Source organism: Idiomarina sp. UBA3162 (assembly GCF_002364475.1).
Classification (GTDB): Bacteria; Pseudomonadota; Gammaproteobacteria; order Enterobacterales; family Alteromonadaceae; genus Idiomarina.
Genome location: NZ_DEYI01000101.1, coordinates 1 through 5,650 on the forward strand (window position 1 = coordinate 1; position 5,650 = coordinate 5,650).

General features: G+C 46.5%; 9 protein-coding genes. 5 read left to right on the forward strand and 4 right to left on the reverse strand.

The features are described 5' to 3' along the window. Window positions 1-9: 9 nt before the first annotated feature. Together B2X00_RS12100 and B2X00_RS12105 are read left to right on the forward strand one after the other, a co-directional pair. On the forward strand, window positions 10-117 hold the full coding sequence (locus B2X00_RS12100) for a cupredoxin domain-containing protein (RefSeq protein WP_290487919.1): 108 nt from the start codon (window positions 10-12) through the stop codon (window positions 115-117). Window positions 118-331: 214 nt separating this feature from the next. Further along, window positions 332-775, forward strand: a complete 444-nt coding sequence (locus B2X00_RS12105; RefSeq protein ID WP_227016388.1) for a hypothetical protein — start codon at window positions 332-334, stop codon at window positions 773-775. 143 nt (window positions 776-918) lie between these two features. Here the strand turns inward: B2X00_RS12105 and merR are convergent, their stop codons facing one another. After that, entirely contained in the window at window positions 919-1,353 is a 435-nt protein-coding gene (gene merR / locus B2X00_RS12110; RefSeq protein ID WP_278355095.1) for an Hg(II)-responsive transcriptional regulator, read from the reverse strand. Between the two features lie 74 nt (window positions 1,354-1,427). Here merR and merT point away from each other — a divergent pair, with 74 nt between their 5' ends. Genes merT through merA form a run of 3 tightly spaced genes read left to right on the forward strand, consistent with a single transcriptional unit; the run spans window position 1,428 to window position 3,497 of the window. Next, window positions 1,428-1,778: a mercuric ion transporter MerT gene (gene merT, locus B2X00_RS12115; protein WP_278355046.1), complete on the forward strand. Its 351-nt coding sequence runs from the start codon at window positions 1,428-1,430 to the stop codon at window positions 1,776-1,778. A 13-nt stretch (window positions 1,779-1,791) separates the two neighbouring features. After that, window positions 1,792-2,088 (forward strand): mercury resistance system periplasmic binding protein MerP, encoded by a 297-nt coding sequence (gene merP, locus B2X00_RS12120; protein ID WP_114982375.1) that lies wholly within the window; start codon window positions 1,792-1,794, stop codon window positions 2,086-2,088. A 5-nt stretch (window positions 2,089-2,093) separates the two neighbouring features. Further along, the gene (gene merA, locus B2X00_RS12125) at window positions 2,094-3,497 is read left to right on the forward strand and encodes a mercury(II) reductase (RefSeq protein ID WP_278355047.1); all 1,404 of its coding nucleotides are present in this window, start codon (window positions 2,094-2,096) and stop codon (window positions 3,495-3,497) included. A gap of 231 nt (window positions 3,498-3,728) precedes the next feature. Here merA and B2X00_RS12130 read toward each other — a convergent pair whose 3' ends face one another. The 3 genes from B2X00_RS12130 to B2X00_RS12140 all read right to left on the reverse strand — a co-directional run. Then, on the reverse strand, window positions 3,729-3,887 hold the full coding sequence (locus B2X00_RS12130; protein ID WP_227016387.1) for a hypothetical protein: 159 nt from the start codon (window positions 3,885-3,887) through the stop codon (window positions 3,729-3,731). 78 nt (window positions 3,888-3,965) lie between these two features. Next, window positions 3,966-4,613 (reverse strand): cation diffusion facilitator family transporter, encoded by a 648-nt coding sequence (locus tag B2X00_RS12135; protein WP_278355048.1) that lies wholly within the window; start codon window positions 4,611-4,613, stop codon window positions 3,966-3,968. Between the two features lie 299 nt (window positions 4,614-4,912). Further along, window positions 4,913-5,650 (reverse strand): efflux RND transporter permease subunit (locus B2X00_RS12140; RefSeq protein ID WP_290487917.1); only part of this gene is annotated, 738 nt, incomplete at its 5' end.

Consider the following 5,650-nt stretch of genomic DNA (forward strand, 5'->3'; position numbering starts at 1 on the left):
AGTGAAACGTTGCCTTCTAACAAATTAAAGCAAATTCAAATACCAGCGCTGGAACCCGGAGAGTACGACTTTCATTGCCAGATGCAAATGTACCGGGGAAAGATAGTTGTCGGTTAAATGGCTTAAAACGTCCAGGTTACAATACGAACTTTAAAAGTTTTTCGTTAGCTTTGATGAAATTCAATTTCATCGAAGAAATTGAAGAATTCGGTGATGAATATCACCGTTATATGGAGTCTACGCCAGCGTGGGTTCCACGATTTAACTATAGTGAAATAACGTCAAATTAATGAGACCAATACAATTTGGTCGTAATCAAGAGGGTAATAAAATGAAAAAAGTACTTTCAGCTTTAACGATCACAGCCTTAATGGCCTCACCTGTATTTGCTGACGCACAGCATAAACATGGTGATGATCAAAAAGGTTCAATGAGTGGAATGATGCACCATGAAAAAATGACATCAATGCATGAGCACATGCAGGAAATGCGCGACGCTATGAAAAAAATAAAAAGCGAATCTGACCCCAAGAAGCGTAAAGAACTCATGCAAAAACATATGGAGTCAATGCAGAAGGGAATGCAAATGATGAACCATGGGATGGATAAGGGCATGAATAAGGGAGAACATAAAAAGGGAGATCAAGCAGAGTCAACGGGCAAAGAGCATATGATGAAAAAAATGAAAATGATGGAGCATCGAATGGATATGATGCAAAAGATGATGGAGCAAATGATGGAACACCAAAGTGAGGAAAAGAAGCAGGGTAGTTAGGCGATATAAGGCATGTGCCTAAGCTTAAGTGCGGCTATTTATAGGAATAAATAGCCGCGTTTTTGATTTGCAATATTTTTAAGGAAAAAATGATGCAAATAAATTTGGCTCGGCCGCGGAGACTAGTTGGCTATTTAAGCGCTTTACGATTTCTTTTTAACGGTATTTTCAAGGCCTTCATTAAGGGAGGCCATTAAAGGACAATAAACAGCGCCCTGTTGGGCGCTGCATTGCTGAACCAGACCACTCAAAGCGCGTTCAATATGTTGTAAATGCGATAGTTTTTGCCTAACGCTAACGAGTTTTTGCTCTCCTAGCTCTCTAGCTTCATCACAATGAACGCCATCCTGCAGTTTTAATAGCTCTGCGATTTCATCCAGGCTAAAACCAAGCCATTGAGACGTGCGAATAAAGTGAAGTCGTTGTAACGCATGACTGTCGTAATGGCGAATCCCTCCGTACGGCTTCTCGGGCTCTGCCATTAACGCTCTTCGCTGATAATAACGAATTGTCTCGACATTTACGCCAGCGGCGGCGGCCAGCGTACCAATTGTCATCAGCTCTTGTTTTTCTGACATAACGGTTGACTCTGTACCTAGATACGGCTCTAAGGTTAGCATAAATCAATACACTTACGCAGGAGGTTATTGTTATGCCAAACTCTAAATCTGGACGAGGTTCTCTTATTGCGGGCGGCGTTGCAGCGTTATTGGCTTCAGCGTGTTGTTTGGGACCGCTGTTGTTACTCTCTCTCGGAGTGTCCGGTGCATGGATTGGAACCCTGACAGCACTTGAGCCATATCGTCCGGCATTCATTGCCATTGCACTGATTGCTTTGTTCTTCGCCTGGCGCCGGATATACCGTCCTGTTGGTAATTGCGGGCCAGACGATATTTGCGCAAGGCCAAAAGTGCGTGCGGGTTATAAAGTGACGTTCTGGCTGGTTGCAGTGCTTATATTAACCGCGATGTTATACCCCTATGTTGTACCTTTCTTTTATTAAGAGGCAATACACGATGAAAAAATTAATGACCACAACCTTATTGTTCTTATTGTTTAGCTTACCCACTTTAGCAGCTAAGCAAACCGTCACGTTATCGGTTCCCGGAATGACGTGTGTGACCTGTCCTATTACGGTGAAAGCGGCACTGAGACAGGTCGAAGGAGTTAACGCCGTCGACGTTCGTTATGAAGAGCGGGACGCAACGGTGACGTTCGACGATGCGAAAACCTCCGTTGAGGCGTTGACTCAAGCAACCACTGATGCGGGTTATCCATCCACATTGAAAAAAGCCTCGGTGACACAGGAGTAAGGTTTATGAGTGATAACAATCTGCATATTGCAGTGATTGGTAGCGGTGGCGCAGCCATGGCTGCCGCCTTGAAAGCGACTGAACACGGTGCCCGGGTGACACTAATTGAGCGTGGTACTATCGGCGGAACCTGTGTCAACATTGGCTGTGTTCCTTCTAAAATCATGATCCGGGCGGCTCACATTGCACACCTTCGCCGGGAAAGTCCGTTCGATGACGGCCTAAGCGCCCAGACACCGGAGGTGAACCGGCCGGCGCTATTGACTCAGCAGCAAGCACGGGTGGAGGAGCTGCGCGAGTCCAAGTACCAGAGTATTCTCAGCGACAATACCGCTATTACCGTTCTCAAAGGCGAGGCGCGGTTCGTTAGCGAGCGCACGCTGGCGGTTGCGCTCAGCGACGGTAACGAGCAAACCGTGACATTTGACCGGGCTTTCATCGGTACCGGCGCCCGACCGGCAATACCGGCTTTTCCCGGTTTGTCCGATACGCCTTACTTAACTTCAACAAGCGCGCTAGAGTTAACACATATCCCGGAGCGTCTTGCTGTTATCGGTGGTTCGGTGGTCGCACTCGAGCTTGCTCAGGCATTTAGTCGTCTTGGTAGTGACGTAACGGTTTTAGCACGCAGTCGGCTGTTATCGCAAAACGACGCGGATATCGGTGAAACCATCAATGCTGCTTTTCTCCGGGAAGGTATCAATGTGCTTGAAAATACTGAAGCGAGTCAGGTTGTGTATGATGGGCAAACATATACTCTGCAAACCAATCAAGGCGTACTACACGCTGATCAGCTTCTGGTGGCTACGGGGCGTACTCCGAATACTGAAATGTTGAATCTAGAGGCGCTTGGCGTTGACACTGAGCGCGGTGCGATAACGGTTGATAGCGGTATGCAAACCACTTGCTCAGACATATATGCGGCAGGCGACTGCACCAGTCAACCTCAGTTTGTTTACGTGGCTGCCGCGGGGGGCAATCGAGCGGCTATTAATATGACGGGCGGCGATGCCAGGCTTGATCTTAGTACCATGCCCGAGGTTATTTTTACCGACCCGCAAATTGCGACTGTTGGTCTTTCTGAGGCAGGCGCTGAAGCCCAGGGGTATGATGCCGATAGCCGCACACTGAATCTGGATAACGTGCCGCGAGCACTGGTCAATTTCGATACATTGGGGTTCATTAAAATCATCGCCGAGCGCAATAGCGGGCAACTGTTGGGTGTTCAGTGTGTGGCCGGAGAAGCGGGAGAACTGATTCAAACCGCAGCGATGGCACTTAGGGCTAAAATGACCGTTGATGAAGTTGCTGATGGGCTTTTCCCATACCTGACAATGGTGGAGGGTTTGAAACTCTGTGCCCAAACGTTCAGCAAAGATGTGGAACAACTGTCTTGTTGCGCGGGTTAAGTGTCATGGTCACTGCTCTGCATCTTGACCGCCGAGAATGCCCATTAGTTCTATTTTGCTATCATTAACCCGAAGGTAAATACTATCAACACCAAAAACACTTGCGGTAACCTCTACGAATATGATCGATGGTAGGATAGTTTGGTGGGTTGCTAGCTATTTTTTCGAATGGCTCAAATAAACGATAAAATAGTTGCCGCCTGCCGTTCGCCAAACGTTAAGTAACCATAATTATAAATGCGGTTTGAATTCTTTCAGCATTTCTTCTGGAGATTGATCAGTAAATCCGTTTGCTTCCGCTGACTTGAGTTTTTCATTAATTGCTTTAGCACGGCGAATGAGATCGCTAACTAATTCGTTTTTGCTATTGTATTCACCGAACTCTTGCACGTGATGACAAAGCCAAAGACCACTTTGCTCGGTTAATGTAATACTTTGTCACGTGTTATATAGCGTGTTACTAAGGTTTTATCCGCAACACCCGGATATATTGGTTTTCTCGCCAGCTTTTACGGCTATAGCGTCTTTAATTATGCGAATAGCGGATCGCAAGACAATAATCGCTATAACGGTTGCAATGACTAAGTCAGGCCAAGCCATATTGAGTTGTGCCACTAACAAGGCCGAGACAATAACGCCGACGTTCATGATCATGTCATTGCGTGAACAGATCCAGCTGGCGCGGATGTTAATATCACCGTTTCGTGAGCTGTATAAAAGTGAAAAGCAAGCTACGTTTACAACGAGCGCCAGACCAGCAACCCATAACATCATATTGGCATTAGGGTCACTGCCAAATGCTAAGCGTTGAAACACATCGGCTAATACCAGTAACGCCAATAAGGTTTGCAGCGTGCCATTAAAAATGGCCGCATTGGCTTTATATTTAATGGCTTTGCCAACTGCATGCAAACTGACGGCATAGACCAACGTATCGGCGAGCATATCTAGCGAATCGGCGATAAGCCCACTGGAATCGGCTAACCAACCGGCAATGAACTCAACGAAAAACATAACGCCATTAAGGACTAATACAGTCCACAACAACCGTCGCTGCGCTTTATCGATATGGGCTTGCACATTACTACCAGACGAACTGCCGCAGCAAGATGACATGTCACTTCCCTTAAGTTAATTAATCGTTGCCGTATTTTATCAGACGTGGCGATGAGTTTCTTTGCTGGTTTTCGAGTCTACTGGTCAAAAAGAACTGAGTAGCACTTTTTCGTCAAAGTAATAGAAGGAAGCTGAATGAGTAATCATGAACACGGAAATCAAGATTATCGCAAAAACAGCTTAAGCCTTTGGGGATCTGCATCGCTGGGTATTGGCGTGATGACGGAATCTAAAAAGCAGGACTGAGCTTGAGTAAGCTCAGTCTTGCTTCGTGGAGGACGACAATATAAACGCAGGATTTATTCAGCTTTCACCGGTTCTCGTCGAAACTTGCTTACCAACAAGTAAAGCGCGGGCAGAACGACCAGCGTCAGCAATGTCGAAGACACAATTCCACCAATAACAACGGTTGCTAGTGGTCTTTGAACTTCGGCGCCAGTGCCCGTATTAAAAGCCATAGGCACGAAACCAAGACTTGCAACAAGAGCTGTCATTAGCACAGGTCTTAAGCGTTGACTTGCCCCATCAAACACTGCTTGGGCTATAGACTTCCCAGTGTCTTTTAGCTGTTGAATAAAGGATAACATAACGACTCCATTCAATACTGCAACACCAGAAAGCGCAATAAATCCGACCGCTGCTGAGATGGATAGCGGCATATCTCGCAACATCAGTGCAACAATGCCACCGGTCAGTGCCAAGGGCACTCCAGTAAAAATAATAAGCGCATTACTCAATGAATTAAAGGCGCTATACAGCAACCCTAAAATGAGCAACAACGCCAACGGCACGACAATACTGAGTCGCTGCGATGCCGACTCCAACTGCTCAAAGGTTCCACCATACTCAACCCAATATCCGGCAGGTAATGGAAGCTCAGATGCCACTTGTTGACGTATATCAGCCACAAAAGAGCCCAAATCACGGTCAACCACGTTTGCGCTAACAATCACATTCCGCTTACCGCTCTCGCGATTTATTTGATTGGGGCCAGTTCGTAGCTCAACGTCCGCAATTTCGCCTAATGGAACATATTG